Here is an 18,134-nt window from a genome sequence, read left to right on the forward strand (position 1 = left end):
AGAATTTTTTGCGTAATAACAAATAGGCATTTTTTCTTCAGTAGCTTTTTTGAAATCTTCGCTAGTGCGGATCACTGTTTTACTAACTGTTAAATTCATATCAGCAATTCTATCTTCAGTTGCTTTCAACATGATTTTATTGCGAGCATCAATTTTTGTTTTAACCAGCATGTAATCGAATTTATCATCGCGTTTAATTTCCGCGATAACTTCGAATAAATCAGATATGCCTTTTGTGGCCCTTCTATCCATATCAACGGGAACAATAACAACATCGGTAATAAGAAGTGCATTTTCGATACTTAGATCAATTGCAGGGCGGAGGTCAATAAGAATGAAATCATATAGAGACTTAATGGGCTTCAGCCCATCGGACAAAATCTGTAGTCTATGTCGGTAACGTTCAGCAGCTCGTGCTTCAGTAGCCAATGTAATATCAGCCGGGATAACATCCAGGTTAGCTATTTCATTTTCTTTATTTAATGCAGGGTAGATTAATTTATTGATATCAAACTTAGGATCTTCGAATAAGTCAGTAATAGTGTAGTCTTCATCACCACGACCAACATCGTCACTTAAATTACCTTGGTGGTCCAAGTCTATAAGAAGGGTCTTATAGCCTAAATCTGCTAGACAGGTGCCAACAGCAAGACAACTTGTAGTTTTACCTACACCACCTTTGCTATTGGCGAAACATGCTATTTTAGCCATTTATTATTATCCATTTTGTACATACATGTGTATTTACATTATATCTAAGATAACTAATAAATAAAGACCTAAATTAACTTTAAAAATCATTAACCTTGTCAATAAAGTTTTTTAAGCTTTCAATAGCTGAACTAGAATTATCTACTTTAAAATCTCCATCTAGATAACCGTCAGCAGAAAGCATTTTCACTTTGACTGATTTAGAATCTATTAACTTTTGGGCAAATGAAAGTTTTACAGGGAACTCTTTGGTTGAATGCTGTACCGAATACTGCCCTGTATATTTATTGAAATCTGTATAAGTTTGATTTGTAGATAACTTTACTATTCTTCCATCAATATTAAATTGAAGTCCATGATTACTGTCTATTGATACTGTTTGATTGGTAAGCCTAGCTTTTATCAAAATATATTCAGGTGAACTTGAAACCCATCTATAGCCGAATGCAATATTAGAATAACTTCCATCTCCTTTATATACCCATGCAGGTACAGACTTTATTTGAGAAACACCATCAAATTCAGATTTATCAACCGTAATATCTCCAGGCATAATAAAACCTGCTGACTGACAACCGCTAAGAATTAATGCAGCTATCGCTGCTAATATTATTTTTTTCATTTTCTTTCTCTTTATTATTTTTATTATTGAGTTCAATACACAAAGGTATCACCACCTAACACTGTATACACAAAAGTAGATACAAACAGTTAGTTCTTGTGAATGTTTGTGAAAAGTTATTTTTCATACTAAAGATAGCTTAAAAAATTGATTTTGTACACACAAAGGTATACACTTTAACTTTAATCAACAATAAGAATAATAAAAATGAAAAAACCTGCAATTGACTTCAATGATAAGAGATTACCATCACCCTACAGAAATATAATATTAGCTTTTGTAATAATGCTCATTGGAATGTTTGTGGCCTCTGGAGAATTTAAAGAAAGGGAAGCACTTCAAACTGGCATTATTATGGTATGCGTATTTTCTATAATTAGATTAATAATTTCTTATAGGTATTCTAAATTATCTTTATTAAGCAAAAATAAATTACCTTTTACAAATACCAAAAGTGAAGATGAATTAGCAAAAACACCCAAAATTATCTGTATTTGTTCTTTTGTTGGACTAATAACAACTGCTAGCTACGTTCCCCTACCTTTTTTATTTGTTTCGGGAATTTATTACCTATTTATCAGAATAAAGCAATTGGGCGCACAGGAAGAAAGAGTGCGAGTTTCAAATGAAGATTAAAGAATATATTTTTTGGCCCTTGTTAATAGCATTATCTATTATTTTTTATTCTTTTTTATTTTCTAGTATTGGAAGCAATAAAGGAAAAAACAAAAGCACAATATTTGAAGCAGGAAAGATACATGTAAAAGCAAGATGTTCAGAAAATCATTCTAAAATAGGAGCTGGTTACGAGGGTGAAATAACAATATATAGCGATTCAAAAGATCATGAATATTTTTCTACTTTTGCTATGTTAACAAATAGTGAGACTATCGAGATAGATTTTAATGACATACATAAATATGAGCCTCCATTTTCTATGATTTTTGACAACATAAATCTTAAAACCTTACGGAGTAATATCTTTCTATTGAAAGGTTATTCATCTGATGACGGCAGATCACATAATAATTCAACATGTAAGGCGGTAGTTACAAAAAGAGAATTGCTTAGCAGTCGCACATCAATAAAACTAAGAAAATCACTTCGCCTAGAGTGAACCCTACATGCAACACATTAAAATTGACCGATCACCACAACAAGTGTATCGTTTAACAATAAACATTAACCCTAGATGATACAGGTGTTATTTTGGCTCAAATTTACGCTTATATTCGCATTAGTGACAAGTACAAACAGGATTCTTCAACCCAAGAGAATTCTATATCTAACTATGCCACTGACAACGGTCTAATTATTAACCATTGGGTAGAAGAGCATGTTAGTGGTAGTAGAACGGAAGCAGCTACAAGAGAAATATCCAATCTAATATCTAAATTAGAGCCAGGTGATAAAATTATCTGCACCGAGATAAGCAGATTAGGTAGAAATAAGCCTTTCTCAATTATTGGCCTGATCCACGAAATAACAGATGCCAAACAAGCAGAATTACATTTAACTTACTCTGATCAATGCATAACACCAGAAAATGCAGAAAACGCAGAAGTATTATTTACTACTGTTGCTGGAAGTTACGTTGCTAGACAAGAAGCAGTAAAAAGGTCTGAACGCGCTAAAGCTGCAATAGTACGAAGAAAAGATGCAGGATTATCTAATGGTAGGCCCGAAGGATTGCTTATTAAGAGCAAACTAGATGAACATGAAAATTATATTATTCGCTCATTAAATGACAATCTAAACAAAAGTGCTTTAGCCAAAGAATTACAATGCAGTAGAGCAACAATGATTAGGTGGTTAAAGGCCAGAGATAAAATTCATAATAAAGCGAAAGAATTTAATATAGACACTAGAAAACCATTATCGTTTATAAAAAGCCAAATTAATTTGGAGTCAAACTTATGACAGAACAAGAAAATCTAACAGAAAAGCAAAAAATGGAATTAGTTAAATCTCGCTTTGAAAATATTGATGAGGATGACTTAGTTGATGGGAAAGTTTTTTGGGAACAACTAAATGCTCAAGATGAATCAGAGAATTAAATCACCTATTCCAAAACTCAGTATTAGGTATAGCCATATCAGTTAATCCAGTATATGAGTTTGAGTGATCTTTAACTTCATGATTATCACTATTGGGTTGAGAGTATTTTATTTGCTCTAGCCTATAACTCTCTACAATAAACTCTTTTATCTCATCATCTTTTTTCTGCTCATAAGTACCATCATTTAACCTTTTTTGTAGCTCATTAATGAATAACTTAAAATCTTCTTTCTTAAGGGCCGATATTAACCCTCTTGATTGAACATCTGACAACTTTACTATTTCTTGTGACCTTACATTGTTAATCATCAACTCTTCATGAGTATGAATTTTAATTAATAATTGATCATCTCTTATGCCATATTTAGAGATAATTATGTCATGACATTTGACTGTATATGTCTGGTCTAATTTTAAACCCATAACCTTATATTTCCATATTAGAATAACAAAACAAGCTAATACATATATCTAATAGCTTGTTTTATTCATATTGGTATAAAATATCATTTCTTGGATATTTTCTTCCAAACTCGCTCTTTAGCTTCTTTGCATAAAAAACTGCACTTATCATACTCATTCATTATTCTTACTTTATCAATATCAATCAACTCATCCAGCCGTGGCCAATCTGCACTTTTCTCTGATGCATCTCTATTTTCGGAGCCAAATATTTTAATTAACTCTCTATTAGATACACTACGACCAACCCAGCCTTTACAAATTCTCATAGCCAATGTTGGTGTCATATCCAATTCATAATCATTCGCAAATGTTATTAGTTCACCAATAAGAAAACCTGCCTTAAGTTTTCTTGTTAATGCAGACCACTTAGCGGCATATGATGGATCAAATGGAGAACCTTCATTAAAGGCTGGTTCAACCGGGGTTCCAAACCCCCTTTCTTTTAATTCGGCAAGCCTATCCCTTAAAAGCTTTTCAGCATCTGCTTCATAATGTTCAATTGTATATGGCATTATTATTATCCTTTATAAGCTAATACATATATAGAATAGCTTGTAAATTCATAGCAATCAAATATGTAAACATTTCCATTGCAAATTAAACGTTTGATTAATTGTCATAATTAAATTACATTGTACACACAAGAGTACCCACAACAAGCTAATCCTAAAAACACACTGCCTAAAATTACACACCACCGAACAATCGAACACTGTTCGTTCTGTTTTACTGTTCGTTTGTTTTATCTTGAAAATATACTATAATACTAATCAGATGTATTAATGGAGAATTTAAGATGAATCAGGCAGCTACAAGCAAACCAATGCAAGAAAGAGTTAATGACATTTGCAATGATCTTTATAGTAAAGGTGAGAAGCTTAGTGTTCGTATTGTATTAGCTGAAATGCCAGATGTAAGCAGCACATCAACGATTCATACATACTTCAAAAATTGGAAGCAAGAAGTTGATGCGAACCAGCAATCCCTCTATGACCGATTGGGATTTTCTCCATCATTTACAAAATCATTCATGGAAGAGATTACTCGATTTGGCGTTGAAGCTGAGCAGCGCTATAAAGATCTAGCCCAAACTGCTGACGAACAATGTGATCACGCTATTGCCGACCTAAAAAAATCTGAAGATAGATTTTATAAACAGGAAGCAGTTGTTGAGCAGCAAGAAAAGCAAATAACTGAACTTAAAACTGAATTAGCTGATACAAAAAAAGGTTTTGAAGCTGACTTAGCGAAAGAACAAAAAGCAAATGAAGTAATTGTTGAGGAACTCCGTCAACAGCTAGCCGCAGCTCTTGATGAAAACAAGAAGCTAACAACACAAAATGAATCAATTCGTACCAATTTAGCTAAAGCTGAACTTAAATCAGAAAACAATCTTGAACGTGTTAATGATATTAAGGCCCAAAACGATCAATTGGTTTCAGATAACAAAGAATTGAATTCAAACATTGCTAATCTTAATAAAGATATTGCTGGTAAAGATTCGAAAATCGATGGTAACAAAGAGCTAATTATCAACCTACAATCACAGCAAGACAAAGCAACTAAACAGCTTGATGATTTATCTAAGGCCAATAGTAAGCTTCAATCGGAAGTCGAATCAATTAGAAGCGAACTCTCTGCCGTTAATACGAAGCTTTCAGAAGAAAAAGATAATTCATCTAAACAAATCACCATTAATAGTAAGCTGACAACTGAATTGGAAGAGCAAGCTAAGAATCATGCTAAAGCGATTAATATGCATGAAAGTACAATTGCCAATAATGAGAAGTTAATTGCTCAACTAGAGAAAAATCAGAAAAAATAATTTTATGAATGAAGATGAAATTGAAATATCAATAATACAGACTCCTCTGTCCAAGCCAGGACAGGTAGAATTTGGCGTTGAAATAAAACATATTCATACTGGTATCATTGTTAAGAGTGTTAATAAAAGATCTCAACATTTAAATAAACTTGAGGCGTTAAAATTTTTAGATGAAAAACTAACACTCAAATAAGCGTAAAGTTCGTTTATTTCAGACGATGTAAGTATTTGAATACGTTTAGTGGTTGGGTTAGTGATGATAATTGACCTTTATAGTTATTTTACACCATCATAACTTATGAATGGCCAATAAATAACCTTAAGGTTCATTTCGAGGGGATGGGCACAAAACCCCAAATAACCAATTTATTATTTTAATCCTATATGGAATAGAACGAACACTTTAAATATGATTTTGTGTTCGCATATAAATAAAAACGACACACCAAAAATAACTATTGTGGAAAATGTGAATTTTCCTCTTTCGCAAGCTCATTCGTCACCGCATTGATAACTTGTGGACAGACAAGATGACCACGAAGTTACCAACACTAATTCTACATTTACGCACAAAACAATAATAATAACTTTTTTCTATTCTCTTATTTAAAATCTGGACCTACTTACCTACAAAAGCATTATAGATTTCACGTAGCTTCATCCTTTTTACGCAAATATGACAATTTATGATGATCTATATAGGTATTTCATATTGTTTAGACTCATCATTAGAGAATAGATCTATAAACTTACCATTAAGATTAGATATTTTATTACTTAAAGGATTAAAGCTAGGGGGCCGCGCTATAGTAGTTTTGCTAACTAAACCATTAACAACCTTCTTATTCCCCAAGTTACGAACCAAACTAATAGCCTTATCAATATACTTATAGGCAGTAGTCTTAGATACATTATTAAGTCCATCTGTACACTTGCTTACCTGATAACCTGTGATGTCCTCCAGGGCTACGTTAAGCTTCTTATGAATATGCATAACAATATCGACAACCTTCTTAACTGTGTTGTCTGTTCTACTCTTATGTGAGCGATTAGCCGCAGCAGCTCGTAATGCTGATAGTTCTTCACCTGACGCTACTTCTTTATGCATTGGTGGCTTAGCATTAGATAATGCCTCACTCTTCGATGTGTCGATACCTATGCTGTTTAATATCGCATTTAAGTTAAATGCAGCATAATAATATCTCTTAACACGAGCTGTAGATGTGTAGCTTTTTATCTGATCGATAGTTAAACCAATATTATCTCTAAGCTCCAAAACAGCGTTAAGCGCTAATTTAGGGCATCCATATGATATATGAAAACTGTTAAATAGATGAAAGCACAATAAATCCCTAGTGCCTTTTGCAGCCGGAGAACTATAAAGTTTTTGCCTAATTAATTTAACAGTATCTATATGAGCTTGAACTCTCGATGGACGTAATGGCGTTACTATACCAGCACGATTACCAGGAACATTTACATTAGTATTTGACTTGATTTTAGTTACTGTGGCCACACTTTTTTTCTTGGCTTTTTGCTTTTTAACTTGTAGCTTTTTATTAATTATTTCATCAAGGCTAATATTGTCTACAGGCTTAGAACATCGAGGGTTGAACTTCATCCATTGTGAAAATGGAGCAATGGTCCAATAGTCATTTACAACTGGCTTAGTTAATATCTTTTTATCGAACCATTCAAAAACATCATGCTTTATGTCTTTAGCTATAACAGAAGATTTAAATGGTTTTGGCTCCGACAAAGCAAACGCACGACATTGAACTTGTTCATTGTTAATTGTTCGAAATGAACCGGGTAAGCGCATCGGCTGACTGATAATTTTTGTTGGTACTTCATCAATCTTCCAATTGCTTAATCTCTTGGACATTTTCTGTTGCTTGTTATCCCATCTAGCCCGGAAATGTTCTAGTGTTTCGTACAACATTTTTTGGGCATCACGCATATCATCTATAAGCGCAGTACCACCCAACCTATTATCTGTCGGATGACGATACAAACGATTATCTTCCGCTACCAACCAATATAAATGCCAACCTCCAGAACCGCTTGAAACAACAACAGAGGGGTAAGGCAATGGAGAGTCTTCTATTGATTGGAGCACTTGTTCCAAAACTTCAGAAGCACGCTCTGGTGATTTTTTATATTTAACATCAACCTCTGTGTGCATTACTCGCCATGCACGAGTTGAATTATTTTGTCGCCAATCCTGAATTTCATTCACAGAGAAGTATATTTCAGTCTGCTCATGCTTACTCATATATTCAGAAACAGAGGTAAGTTTTTTTCTTGTATTAACAGCAGGGTTTCCAATTAAAGCCGGATCAACAAGTTTTCCACTTTCATCATGGTCAAACGATTTATGATTTAATTGGCGATGATAAAGTTCGCTGCCAATCCCTAGGAGATCACAGAATTCACTTGTATCTATTTCTGTATACAAAGCTGGTAGCCACGAATCAAACTCAAGTGAAGTTCTCTTCACCTGATTCATTGTTCTATGTTCTACACTAAGGCACCGGGTACTATCACCCAAAGATGTATTTAGATACATCTAACCTTTAAAAATGCTTTTAGCACAAATATCCCCATATTAATTAACATAGAAATATCGAAGAAATTAGTTATCAGATTTACTGATATACCTTGATGGCCTAGGCAGCACTGTGGCTTTTGGGGGGGTTAGGAAGAATTAATTTAAGACAAAATAATCCTGCTAACTTGAAATAATACTTATTTCGAGCTACTATGAATTTGCACTCAGAAATGCAAAATATTTGTCTGGGGATTCTTCTAGACTCCCGAAAAACCGAAGTTGGCGCTTCGGTTTTTTGCTATCTATTCTTTGATATTTTTCTTATAAATTTACCTTTTATTATTTATTCATTTGATCGCTATATTGATCATTTATAGATCTTTATATGAAAGCCCCATAGAGATCAAGCAAATCACCCCAACTATTACAATTCGCCCTAGTTAAAGTTGTTAATATTACAAATCACCCTAGCTTTACCACACAACGAGTACCTTATTGTTTTATAAGTATTTTTTAATATCTTAATTTTTAACACCCAACAAAAAGTACACACCTTTGTGTGTACTTAATTGTTCAATTACGTACAATACTAATAGAGAGTAAAGTTAACTAATATTGAAGTAGGCATAGCCATAACTTCCAATGAAAACTGTATAAATAAACATGATAAAATATTTAGGTGTTAAGGAGGTGAGTTGTAGGTTGCACTGCAATTTCTTGGCACGATAAATTAAATTTCAATTTGAGGTACGGAAAATGGCTAAAGGTTCCAGTATAAATGGTAATGCAGACGGTAAGAATGGAAGTAATAAATCGTACACAATAAAAGGAAGAGGTAATGTTTCTCGCTCTAAAATGGTAAAAGAGGTGAAACAAGGTAAACACCCTGATACACATGTAGTTAAGGTGGATGGTGTTGAATATGCCAGAAATAACCCTAATCACAATAAACCAGATAATATCGATGATTAATTAAAAATGATACTGTGCTTAAAGGAGCGTATGCTCCTTTTTATATTCCAAAATTAGATTAAAGAACTCTTTACTGGCTAATATTATACTAGGGTGATTTGTAATAGTTAATGTAAATATTAACTAGGGCGGATTGTAATAGTTTAGCGAATGCATATATCTATTCGCTAGCTTTTACATAAGATATTAAATTTGGATTGCGTATTATACTTAAATGAACAACTAGGGCAGATTGTAATAGTTAGCCCTTTAATGAGTACCTATCAAAAACCATTTGTACCCACATATGTAGGCACAAATAACTTTATTTTAGACTTAAAACAGTTTATTAATTTCTTTAAACATAAATTCAAAGTGATCCAGTGTTTCCTTTGAAAAATCACTATGTTTCAACCCCATTATTAACATTGAATTGGAAGGTTTATAATGATTAAAACGTTGAGCTTTTAAAAACTTATTTAGCTTCGCAATGATTGGAATATTTTTGTCGATAAGATCTGAAGCAACAACTCCCTTATGCTCAGGAAAAGCATGAGCAAATACTTTAAGATATTCCTCTGGTGAAAACATATCTTCAATATCAGCTTTTTCGTAATCCTCTCCAGCAAATTCATCGAAGAAACGAACATTCTTATTCTTAATAATTTTTGATTGAACTAAATTATCTAATCTTTGTGCGCCCTTATCGTTATTAAACGAATCTAGTAGACAAACAATATTCAACTTTGAACCACGAAGTAGTGAAATAAACGAAGTTACTTTATCTAAACCACCAACTGGCACAATAGTAATGTCATCTTTTAGCCCTTCTCTACCAGAACTTTCCAAAACATTAGACATGTACGTTAAATAATTTAAATCTGCTGGACCTTCAACTAGAAGGTTATTTTTAGACACAAAGAGGTTTTGCGCAATGTGATAACCTAATGCCGCTTGCAGTGGAAATAATGTGTCTGGATCTTTCTCCTGGATAGCATCAGAAATGATACTTCCTTCATCAGAATCATAAACAGTTCGTACACGATTAAGATGATCGGACTCCACCATAAATGGTGAATGTGTCGAATAGATAACTTGATAATTACTAGATAAATCATTAATGAACCGCAATAAATCCCCTTGTGCAGAGGCATGAAGATTTAATCCAGGTTCATCGAGTAAAAGTATAAAGTTATTATCCTTATCATCTTGTATTCTGCTAAACCAAACAATAAATGAGAAAAACCAATTAAAGCCTTTGCTACGATTTTTTAGTGGTAACGTTATACGGTGCCTATTGTTTTTCACTCGTATATCCAGAATTTTTTCTGGTTGCTGATTACCCCTATGAACATGTTCAATTTTGAACTCAATTGCTAAATTAGCATTAGTAGACCAGTATTCAAAAATTGTATCTGTTATTTCATTTGAGGTTGATTCCAGCTCAGCAATAAAAGATTCAAAGTCTGTAGAGCTATTGAGTTCTTCTATATTAATCATTGCCAATTCAAAAAGGGCTTTGGCTGTATCAAGTTGCGGCTTAGTTAATTCACCTGTTACCTGGCCATTATTTACAGCCTCAATACTAACTCTTGATGGCAGTTCATGGTATTCATCAAAGTACCAAAAGCGAGGTAATTTAGGCTCAATGTATTTTTGAGTAATGTATGCATCTACTCGATGATCTTTCCAGTCAAAACCTTGAGCGACAAGGTTTGTTGTTATGTGTTCAACAACAGCTTTAAACTCTTCATTATCCTCATCAGCATCATAGTCATATTCAATAACGGACTTTACATCACCTAGTTCAAGTAGCTTACTGCTAGTAGCTTCATTACACTCAAGCTTTGATATTATATATTCTAAGTATTTTTTCTCATTTGAGTTTAAGTAATACCACCCTCGACCATCAGTATATCCACTAGAAACTTTAAAAGTATCTGTGGTTAGAACACCTTCGCCAAGATCTTCCCTTATCAGTTCAATAGTGTCTTCGTCCAACAAGAAAGTACAAACAATTGGCGAGATATCTTCCTCTGACCTTTTAAACTTCTTAAGTTCACTTCGAGGATAATCATGAACAGAATTAAATTTGAAATCATCATCTTCAGTGAAATAATTTAATTTTGCCAAAGATTCAAGAAAAGCAGTTTTACCACTTTCATTTTTCCCAACCAAGGTAGTAACATCACTTTCAATTTGAATGGATTGTTCACTTGTATAGCTTTTATACTTATTAATTGTTGCCGATTTTAATATAAACATTAATGCTCCTTTTAACGTTACTTAATCAAGCAACATTTATTAAATAAAAACCATACCCTCTAGTATTATGCACCTACAAATGTAGGTACATAATAAGCTTAAGTTCTACAGTATGTTTAACTTGTTTACTATATCTTTTTTATGTCCATCGATAAGCAACCCAAGGAATCGCTCCATATTTTGCTCATCACCTAATAACATTTTGGTCATTTTATCTCTTATTCCTCTAGAACTAATAAGAGCTTCTTCAACTAAATTTCGTAAGTCACCCTCCATAGCCTGCTCTTTAGTGTTCTTATTAATTTGTTCTGAAACAATTTCATCTTCACTAATTTTAATGAGTATTTCCGAGGTAAAATTCTTTTTAAGAGTATCATCACCAAACTCTCCGAATACTTCGTTTAGCTGTTTAAGGATTTCTTCTAAGAACTCTTTTTCTCTTTCCTGAGGTGTTAAGCCTCCAGCACTAAGAGGTTTTAAAGTGTCGCCTTCAGCTTCAATTTGCTCTTTGTTTTCTTTAATAGCGTAACCGCTTAAAACAAGCCCAGATAAATCAACTCGCTCAACAGAAACACCATCTAGGCGTTTGGCAAGCAACTTCGCAAATGCAGCGAAGTTTTCTAGCTCTGGGTCTCTTAATTCAATAAGTTGAGCAATATAGGTATAAACACTAACAAACTTACTTAAGCCTGATTTAAAGCCTTTTAACTCTTCAAGGTTTATTGATAACTCATTACGATGAGCCTCTGCCATTTCTTTAGCTTTTTGATCATTAGCTTTATCAGCCTTATCTATTGATTCATCCCAAGATTTAATTGATTCAACTAAGTCAGCCAATTTAGTGTTATAAACATCTGTTGGCCTTTGAGTGGCGGAGTATAGTTTTTTATGTAGCTCTTCATGCTTAACATTGCTCGCTTTACTACTTTGTAATATCGCAATTGCATTTACACCTTTAAATTTTTCTAAATCTTGGGTGTTATATATATGCAATTCATCCAAAACATTTTTACTGTCATACACAACATCTAAGTCTTGAACATCTTCTAATACAGCACCTTCATCATATTTTTTAAACGCTTTAAGTATATCTTTAGGATCATTGATAAAATCGAGAACAAAAGTCGTATCTTTACCAGGATATGTTCGATTCAAACGAGATAACGTTTGAACAGCATCAACATCACCTATTTTTTTATCGATATACATAGCCACCAATTTAGGCTGGTTGAAGCCAGTTTGAAATTTATTGGCCACAATCATTATTTTGAATTCTTGCTGATTAAAAACGTGTCTTAAATCTTGATTACCCACATCAGGATTTAAGTTTGATTCTGTATATTCTTTTTCAGCATCAATATAAAAATCATCACTTTTTCCGCAATCTTTACCAAGCACTTTACCCGAAAATGCCACTAATGATTTCACACCATGAAGTTTGTTATCCTCGATATATTTATCAAATGCGAGCTTATATTTTACCGCTACATTTCTTCTACTGGTGACAACCATAGCCTTCGCTTCACCATCGAGTAGCCCTTCAACATTTTTCCTGAAGTGCTCCATAATGACTTTAACTTTATTGGTGATATTAGTTGGGTGTAAGCTTTTCCACTGTGCAATAGAACGTTTAGCTTCTTTGATATCAACTTTTTTATCTTTTAAGTCTATTTGACTACCTATCTTGTAGGCAGTTTCATAGCTAATATAGTTTTTCAAAACATCCAGAATAAACCCTTCTTCAATAGCCTGTCTTTGGGTGTATTTATGAAACGGAACTGGAGGATTTTCTTTTGATGATGGCTGTGTTGGATCTTTCGGCCTACCGAACAACGTCATAGTGTTATGTTTAGGCGTTGCTGTAAAAGCGAAATGACTAACATTAGCGGGTTTAACACGAGACTTCTGAACTTCTAGTAAAAGCTCTTCAACAGACATTTCTTCTAATTTAGTTTTAGAGTCTAGTGACAATGCCGCACGAAGTCCTTGAGCTGTGCTACCAGTTTGAGAGGTATGAGCCTCATCGATAATAACAGCGAAATTCCTATCATTTAATGATTTCTCAGTAAGAATAGCTTCCATAGCAAATGGGAATGTTTGAATAGTAACAACAATAATCGGAGCACCTTCTATAAGTGCTTTCGATAGTTGCTTACTTTTGGGTAAGCTACTTTGCTCTCTATCTATTGCTTTTATCATCCCATATTGGTGATCGAGTTGCTGAACAGCATCTTGCAACTGGGAATCTAATACCGTTCTATCCGTTACGATAATGACAGAGTTAAAATAAGATTTACCGTTTGGATAACGAAGCTTAGTTAAATCATGAGCTGTCCATGCAATGGTACTCGTTTTACCGGAACCAGCACTATGCTCACACAGGTACTGTTGCCCAGGACCTTTATCTTTAGCATCGGCAATCATCTTATTTACGGCTTTGAACTGATGATACCTTGGGAATATAAGCGTTTTGGCTTTATATGGTTTACCAAGCTTATCTGTTTTATCTGATGTTTCAGTGTAAACAAAGCTATGAAAAATTCTTAACCAATTATCCCATTGGCAAACTTCTTCCCAAAAATATGCCACCGGGTATTCGCCATTATCACTGACATTCTCAGAAACTTTTTTATTTGGAACAGTGCCATCGTTCCCCTGATTAAATGGTAAGAAGTAAGTTGAATCACCTTTTAATTCTGTAGCCATTCGTATTTGACTATCTGACATAGCAAAATGAACAACAGCTCCACGTTTAACGGTTAACAGCGGCTCTTTTCTGCCATGCTGTACTGGCTTTCTGTCTTTTTTATACTGCTCAACAGCATCTTCAATTGATTGAGTGAAATCTGTTTTTAGCTCTACTGTTGATACAGGTATGCCGTTAATAAAGAAAACCAAATCAATAGAAAATTCTCTTGATGGATTATATTTTAGTTGTCTTACGACCCTCAAAATATTCGACTTATACTTTCTAACTTCTTCTGGATTTCGATCATCTTCAGGAGCTTTTTTACTCATGATGATATTACCAGCACCAGTGATCTTAAATCCGTTTCGAATAATAGCCATTGTACCGCCTGATTTTGCGGACAATTCTTTCTCTAATCTATTAAGAATGATTCGTTCAGTATCATCGCCATTATGCTTTGTAAGCTTATCAAACACTTCCGATTGAGTAGATTTAATCCAGGCAATAGTATCTTCAGGATATAAACAACGCTGCTTATCGTATTTATCAGCTTTGCCTTCAACCCAGCCATTCTCGACTAGTTTTTTAACAACATACTCTTCTAAATGCACTTCATGATGACTAGCCATTACACTTCCTCCCTGACATCAATTTTCCCTGTTACTGCTGCGCTGATTAAGGCGATTCGGTGTTCTTTTAGTAGCTCTATAGAGTTCAATGTCTCTCGTTCTAAAGACTCAATATTTTTTGCAGATTTATCTAAGTAAGTAATTATTTTTTTCTGTTCATCAATAGGGGGAACGCAAACCATAAAATTCATAAAAGTAGGCATTCTTAGTGAATCTACTGTTGACTTAGCCCCACCATCCATTGCGACCTTATAAAACATTGACGATAGATATCTATAAAACCACTTTCCTATCACCTTTTTAAAATTATTCATCATGTAAACTCTTTGATGATAATCAAACTTACCATTTACATAATGATAAACCTTTCCTACTCCTGCACCATCACCAGCAGTAAGAACAGCTTCACAATCAGCAGAGTACGAATTTATTTTCTTTATCTTTTGAGACCTAACAAAAAAATCATGCTTACCTTCATCAATAGCATCTTCAGTATTTTTGCTGCCTGTTTGAAGATCACAAAGAAACTTTAGCTTTATCGCTTCCCAGTGTTCAGGGATTTCCCCAATCCACTCAACACCAGAGTATTTCATCTCCATATTTGGATTCAAACCTTTGGTCACAATATGACTAATCAACGCTTGGCGCTTTTCTGATAGTAGTTTAATGAAGTTTTCTTTTTCAGAGATAAGGTTGTCGATTCGGTATATTTCATCATCAAGGAATTCAACAATTTTTAGTTGTAGTTCTCTCGGTGGAAGTATTAATGGCAAACGCTTTAACTCTTCAAACTTCAAAGATTGACGCATTCCGCTTCCAAGGTTATAAAAAACTTTGGTATGGTCATATGATCTCATAATATAGCTAAGAAATTCAGGGATGATTTCTTCAGGTATCAAAGCAATATATGCTGAAGTAATTATTCCTCTCTCTCTACAAATAGCAGATCTAAGACTACGTTTGTCATTTTGAAGATCCATTCCTCTAAAAATAATATTGTTTTTATTTACAATTTGATATGTTTCAAATGAATCAGGAAGCATACCTCCAAGAGCTTGAATATCCTTTCTTATTATTTTTCCATAACTTAGTGAAACTAGATTTTCCTCAATCATTCCCTTATTAGATAATTTTGATTCTGAGCAAACAGTATGGAGTGGAACTACATTCCATTCCATAGGAATTTGTCCTACCCATTCAACACCAGAGTCTTTATATTCAGGATAAGCTTTCATCATTCAGCTACCTCCTGAAGCAGGGCTTGAATACGAGATTCACTTGCTTTCAAATCAGTATCAATGTCAGTTAATGAGCGAGGAGGTACGTATTTGTAAAAGTAACGGTTAAAGTTAATTTCATAACCTACAATACCAACCTCACCATCTTTTTCATCTCGTACTGAATAATCGATAAAAGCATCTGGTACATGAGGCGTAACTTCACGCGCTAAATAATCTTCAACGTTGTCACCGTAAGGTACTGTTTCATTGTCGTTTAACGTAGTATCAGCAATATCATTGCCTTTGGCATCAGTAACGATAGGAGCATCTTCATTTCTTTCCATGAAATGAGCCGTTAAGGTCTTACCTAGTGGCGCACCTACTTTACCGAAATCACCTTGATTGTTATGAGCCTTTGCAGCATTTATAAAAAATTCATACTCATGCTGACCAACGTTATCTTTAATAAAACTAACCCAAGCTGATTGCTGTACATTTGTTAACTTAGTAAATACTTTTACATCACTTAAAGTCGTAATTTTTTCATCATTGATTTCAATAATTGCTCGTAAAGGGCGCTTAATAGCCACTTTACGATAAGCAAAGTCAGTGTTTTTAAATATTTTAGTACGCTTAGAATCAACATATTCATCGTATTCATTTACGATTTGAGTGATTTGCCCCTGAGAAATAAACTTTCGCTTACTACCTTCAGATTTACGCATTTGGGTCCATTCATCAGCTAAATTAACTAATTGAACTGTACCTTTGCGCTCTGCTGATTTTTTATTAGTAAGTATCCAAATGTAAGTACCTATACCAGTGTTAAAGAACATATCGTTTGGTAAAGCTAAAATACCTTCAACATAGTCATTTTCTAATAACCAGCGTCTAATTTCTGATTCACCAGAACCTGCATCACCAGTAAACAAAGGAGAACCTGAAAGAATAATCCCTACACGACCACCACCATTTTTAGGTGACTCCATTTTATCAACAAGGTGCATAAGAAATAACATTGAACCATCGCTAACACGAGGTAAGCCAGGACCAAAGCGCCCTGCATAACCTAAAGTTTTATGCTCATCCAATACAAGTTTCTTATCTTTTTCCCACTTAATCCCGAATGGTGGATTACTTAGACAATAGTGAAATTTCTTGGTAGACAATTTATCGTCTGAAAGGGTGTTTCCTTGCTTTAAATTCTCAGTTTCAAAGCCTTGAAACATCATCGATGTTAATGCCATAGCATGAGTTTTAGGGTTTAACTCTTGACCATACGGAACAACCTTTACTGTATTACTAAAGCCTTTTATTTCAGAAATGGCATCAAACAGGAATCCACCTGTACCCATCGTTGGATCATACAGAGTTCTAATAACACCAGTTTCATTAAATAAGCCTTCATCTGGAGCAATTACCAAAGAGGTTGCTAAATGAACCGCATCACGAGGACTCATAAACTCCCCGGCTTTTTGGTTTACAGAAGCAGCAAAATCACGAACAAGCTGTTCATAGGTATTAGACATCACGCGATCAGAAACAACATCAGGGTGAAGGTCAATATTTGAAAATTTACTTACGATGAAATACAGAAGCTTGGCATTTTCTAATTCAGATATTGTGTTGTAAAAACCAAACTCTTCAAATATTTTACGAACATTAGCGGAGAATTGGCTAATGTAATTTTCTAAGTTGTCTTTTGTGCTCGTGCTGCCTAGCGAGTCTAAAGTGTATTGACTGGTATTATAAAATGGAAAGCCCGATACATATCGAAGCGTTCTATCTAAATCCATACCTGAATCTTTTTCAGCTTCATACTCTTCTACAACATCATCTTTTGTTTTTTCTAACACACATTCCAACCTACGGAGAAGCAAAAGAGGCATTATGATTCTATCAAAATCTGAGTGAGTAAAATCACCCCATAAACTGTCCGCTATCTTCCAAATAAAACTTGATAGATTAGATACTTCATTTGTTTTTAATTCTTCGCTCATTTTTAACCCTTTTAATTTTTGTAGCTATCAATGCTGAGAGCAAGTAATAACGCAGTTTAATTTATTCTATAACACACAACGGTAATTGTAAATACATTTGTATGTACAAAAAGCTTTCTTTTAATATGATTTAATTAGACTATTCGCT

16 protein-coding genes are annotated in these 18,134 nt (G+C 33.9%); 7 read left to right on the top strand and 9 right to left on the bottom strand.

Translation table 11 applies throughout. The annotated features are described in order from the left end of the window. Positions 1–711: ParA family protein (locus ABXH06_RS17490; protein ID WP_353519053.1), on the bottom strand; the 711-nt coding region annotated here is incomplete at its 3' end. A 79-nt stretch (positions 712–790) separates the two neighbouring features. Further along, positions 791–1,333 (bottom strand): lipoprotein, encoded by a 543-nt coding sequence (locus tag ABXH06_RS17495; RefSeq protein WP_353519054.1) that lies wholly within the window; start codon positions 1,331–1,333, stop codon positions 791–793. A gap of 207 nt (positions 1,334–1,540) precedes the next feature. Here ABXH06_RS17495 and ABXH06_RS17500 point away from each other — a divergent pair, with 207 nt between their 5' ends. From ABXH06_RS17500 to ABXH06_RS17515, 4 genes are all read left to right on the top strand, one after another. Further along, complete coding sequence (locus ABXH06_RS17500) at positions 1,541–1,969, top strand: hypothetical protein (protein ID WP_353519055.1); 429 nt, start codon at positions 1,541–1,543, stop codon at positions 1,967–1,969. Continuing rightward, positions 1,959–2,450 (top strand): hypothetical protein, encoded by a 492-nt coding sequence (locus ABXH06_RS17505; RefSeq protein ID WP_353519056.1) that lies wholly within the window; start codon positions 1,959–1,961, stop codon positions 2,448–2,450. Before ABXH06_RS17500 ends, ABXH06_RS17505 begins: the two co-directional genes overlap by 11 nt. Before the next feature lie 92 nt (positions 2,451–2,542). After that, the gene (locus ABXH06_RS17510) at positions 2,543–3,253 is read left to right on the top strand and encodes a recombinase family protein (protein ID WP_353519057.1); all 711 of its coding nucleotides are present in this window, start codon (positions 2,543–2,545) and stop codon (positions 3,251–3,253) included. Beyond that, positions 3,250–3,390: a hypothetical protein gene (locus ABXH06_RS17515; protein ID WP_353519058.1), complete on the top strand. Its 141-nt coding sequence runs from the start codon at positions 3,250–3,252 to the stop codon at positions 3,388–3,390. The genes ABXH06_RS17510 and ABXH06_RS17515 overlap by 4 nt, the downstream gene beginning before the upstream one ends. A gap of 1 nt (position 3,391) precedes the next feature. On the opposite strand, the gene ABXH06_RS17520 is transcribed toward ABXH06_RS17515, so the two are convergent. Together ABXH06_RS17520 and ABXH06_RS17525 are read right to left on the bottom strand one after the other, a co-directional pair. Next, positions 3,392–3,814 (bottom strand): hypothetical protein, encoded by a 423-nt coding sequence (locus tag ABXH06_RS17520; protein WP_353519059.1) that lies wholly within the window; start codon positions 3,812–3,814, stop codon positions 3,392–3,394. 83 nt (positions 3,815–3,897) lie between these two features. Beyond that, positions 3,898–4,368 (bottom strand): hypothetical protein, encoded by a 471-nt coding sequence (locus ABXH06_RS17525; RefSeq protein WP_353519060.1) that lies wholly within the window; start codon positions 4,366–4,368, stop codon positions 3,898–3,900. Between the two features lie 284 nt (positions 4,369–4,652). On the opposite strand from ABXH06_RS17525, the gene ABXH06_RS17530 reads away from it, so the two are divergent. Beyond that, positions 4,653–5,681, top strand: a complete 1,029-nt coding sequence (locus ABXH06_RS17530; protein ID WP_353519061.1) for a DNA-binding protein — start codon at positions 4,653–4,655, stop codon at positions 5,679–5,681. Positions 5,682–5,685: 4 nt separating this feature from the next. Further along, positions 5,686–5,874 (top strand): peptide chain release factor family protein, encoded by a 189-nt coding sequence (locus ABXH06_RS17875; RefSeq protein ID WP_503012503.1) that lies wholly within the window; start codon positions 5,686–5,688, stop codon positions 5,872–5,874. Between the two features lie 501 nt (positions 5,875–6,375). On the opposite strand, the gene ABXH06_RS17540 is transcribed toward ABXH06_RS17875, so the two are convergent. After that, positions 6,376–8,190, bottom strand: a complete 1,815-nt coding sequence (locus ABXH06_RS17540) for a hypothetical protein (RefSeq protein WP_353519062.1) — start codon at positions 8,188–8,190, stop codon at positions 6,376–6,378. Positions 8,191–8,988: 798 nt separating this feature from the next. On the opposite strand from ABXH06_RS17540, the gene ABXH06_RS17545 reads away from it, so the two are divergent. Then, on the top strand, positions 8,989–9,204 hold the full coding sequence (locus ABXH06_RS17545) for a DUF3892 domain-containing protein (RefSeq protein WP_353519063.1): 216 nt from the start codon (positions 8,989–8,991) through the stop codon (positions 9,202–9,204). 315 nt (positions 9,205–9,519) lie between these two features. On the opposite strand, the gene ABXH06_RS17550 is transcribed toward ABXH06_RS17545, so the two are convergent. The 4 genes from ABXH06_RS17550 to ABXH06_RS17565 all read right to left on the bottom strand — a co-directional run bounded on the left by ABXH06_RS17550 (position 9,520) and on the right by ABXH06_RS17565 (position 17,986). Beyond that, complete coding sequence (locus ABXH06_RS17550) at positions 9,520–11,448, bottom strand: AAA family ATPase (RefSeq protein ID WP_353519064.1); 1,929 nt, start codon at positions 11,446–11,448, stop codon at positions 9,520–9,522. Positions 11,449–11,553: 105 nt separating this feature from the next. Beyond that, positions 11,554–14,766 (bottom strand): type I restriction endonuclease subunit R, encoded by a 3,213-nt coding sequence (locus ABXH06_RS17555; protein ID WP_353519065.1) that lies wholly within the window; start codon positions 14,764–14,766, stop codon positions 11,554–11,556. Then, positions 14,766–16,004: a restriction endonuclease subunit S gene (locus ABXH06_RS17560; RefSeq protein ID WP_353519066.1), complete on the bottom strand. Its 1,239-nt coding sequence runs from the start codon at positions 16,002–16,004 to the stop codon at positions 14,766–14,768. The genes ABXH06_RS17555 and ABXH06_RS17560 overlap by 1 nt, the downstream gene beginning before the upstream one ends. After that, positions 16,001–17,986, bottom strand: a complete 1,986-nt coding sequence (locus ABXH06_RS17565) for a type I restriction-modification system subunit M (RefSeq protein WP_353519067.1) — start codon at positions 17,984–17,986, stop codon at positions 16,001–16,003. Before ABXH06_RS17565 ends, ABXH06_RS17560 begins: the two co-directional genes overlap by 4 nt. Positions 17,987–18,134 lie beyond the last annotated feature (148 nt).

This window comes from Thalassotalea sp. SU-HH00458 (assembly GCF_040362795.1).
GTDB classification, from domain to species: domain Bacteria; phylum Pseudomonadota; class Gammaproteobacteria; order Enterobacterales; family Alteromonadaceae; genus Thalassotalea_H; species Thalassotalea_H castellviae.